Origin of the sequence: Kitasatospora sp. NPDC057542 (assembly GCF_042801945.1) — a bacterium.
In the GTDB taxonomy this organism is placed as follows: Bacteria; Actinomycetota; Actinomycetes; order Streptomycetales; family Streptomycetaceae; genus Kitasatospora.
This window is the reverse complement of sequence record NZ_JBHVFE010000806.1, coordinates 1-1,737: the sequence shown is the minus strand read 5'-3', so window position 1 is coordinate 1,737 and position 1,737 is coordinate 1. Positions and strand designations below refer to the sequence as shown.

2 pseudogenes are annotated in these 1,737 nt (G+C 81.5%); one reads left to right on the top strand and one right to left on the bottom strand.

Annotated elements, in window-relative coordinates:
- Positions 1-209 (bottom strand): annotated as a pseudogene (locus ACFU7Y_RS43695) (hypothetical protein); the annotation flags it as partial.
- 1,027 nt (positions 210-1,236) lie between these two features.
- On the opposite strand from ACFU7Y_RS43695, the pseudogene ACFU7Y_RS43690 reads away from it, so the two are divergent.
- A pseudogene (locus ACFU7Y_RS43690) lies at positions 1,237-1,737 on the top strand (hypothetical protein); the annotation flags it as partial.

Genomic DNA, 1,737 nt, shown 5'->3' with positions numbered 1-1,737 from the left:
GGGTGTGACCGTGGACGCGAGCGTTGCGCGGTGAGCGCGGTGCCGGCTGCGGCCGGCTCGGCCCCCGGTTCGCCGTCCGGACGGGACGCGAGCGCGTGGGGCCAGACGGCCGGAACCACGGGCCGGGCGGCCGCCGCCGTGCCCCCGCCGACGGGCGCGCCGGCGCCGGGCTCGGGCGTCGCCGACGGGACGGCGAGGGCGACGGTCATCGGGCGTTCACCGAGCAGTCCACGCCTCTGGCGGGTGAGTCGGACGGCGCGCTGCACGCCCAGGCCGCCGGAGGCCGGACGCGCGGGAACCGTCAGGGGAACCGCCGGTCCGCCACCGGTTCCGAGCGGGCCGGCGACCCGCTCCCCCGCTCCGGCAGGGCGGGTCCGGCTCGCGGGGACGACCGGCTGCGCCACGGTTCCGGGGCGCCGCTCCGGGCTGCTGCCGGACGGCCGCGCGGCGGGAGCAGGTGCCGTCCCCGGCGAGGCGTTCGAGACCACTGCGTGCCCGGCCGCCGGTCCGCTCCTGCCGTGCTCCGCACGCGGGTGCGCGGGTCGGCCATCGGCGGCCGGGGTGTTCGGACCCGCAGGGATCCCGACAACACCCAGAGGTGACACGGCAGTTGAACCCGTCTGGCCGTCGGCGGAGCGCGTGGTGGCGCGCTGAACGGGCAGCCCTTCACCGGCCACCGGCGAGACGACGGCAGGTACGGCGTCGCCCACCGCCGGGGCCGGAACCCGCCGGACCGGGCGGCGCCCACCGAGCAGCGGTGCGGCGGCCCCCGCCACGGCCGCCGTCGGCGGCAGCGCGTCGAGCGGCGCGCCCAGGCCCCCACGTGTGCGGGCCGGGGGCGGCCCGGGCGGGACCGGTGCGGCGCGTCCGGGGGTCCGTACGGCACGTTCGGGGGCCGGTGCGGACGGTGCGGGCGAGGAGGGAACGGCCCCGGACGGCGTGCGCTGCACGGGTGCGCCCTCGACCGGCCCGCGCTCGGAGCGGGCCGGTGCCGGGCTCCCCGGCTCGGCGGCCGTACGGGTGCGGCGAGCAGGGGCGGTGGCGTCATGCACCCCGCCGGACGGCCGAACGACGCCGTCGATCCCGGCCGCCTCGGGAGCGGCGGACCCCGCGTCGGCGGGGACCACGGGCATGGCCGGCGCACCCGAGGCGGCGTCAGCGGCCCGAGGGCCGTTGGTGGCCAGGGGTGAGGCGCTCGCGGGCAGCGCGGTCAGGGGCGCGCCGAGGACCGGACGGGTGGCTGCGCCGCTGCTCGGCACGGCGGCGCGCTGGACCGCCCCTCCGCTCTGCGCACCCCGCGCGGGCGCCGCGGCGGCGCCCGTACCGGGCAACGTCCGGACGGCCGCTTCGGCACTCACGGACGGGCGCGTACCGTCGGCGGGCTCTGCCGTCGCCGCTGCGGGCGGCCGCGGCGCGCCCGTGGCCCCGCTCGGCGGCTCGGCGATGGCGTCCGGCTTCCTGACCGGCCCCGGGACGGCCGTCACCGGGCGCGCGGGCAGGGACCGGGGGCGCCGCGCCACGATCAGCGGTTCACTGACGGCGCGCGGCCGCACCGGACGGTGGGCCCGGACCGCCGCCTCGCTCCGACTCGGGGAGGCGGTGGCCGCATCGGGCGCCGGCGTAGCAGGCGTCGGCGCATCCGGCACGACCGCTCCGGGCACCGCAGGGGCCGGCGCCGGCGTAGCAGGCGTCGGCGCGCCAGGCTTCGCCGCAGGGCGCTTCGGCGCAGCCGGCTCG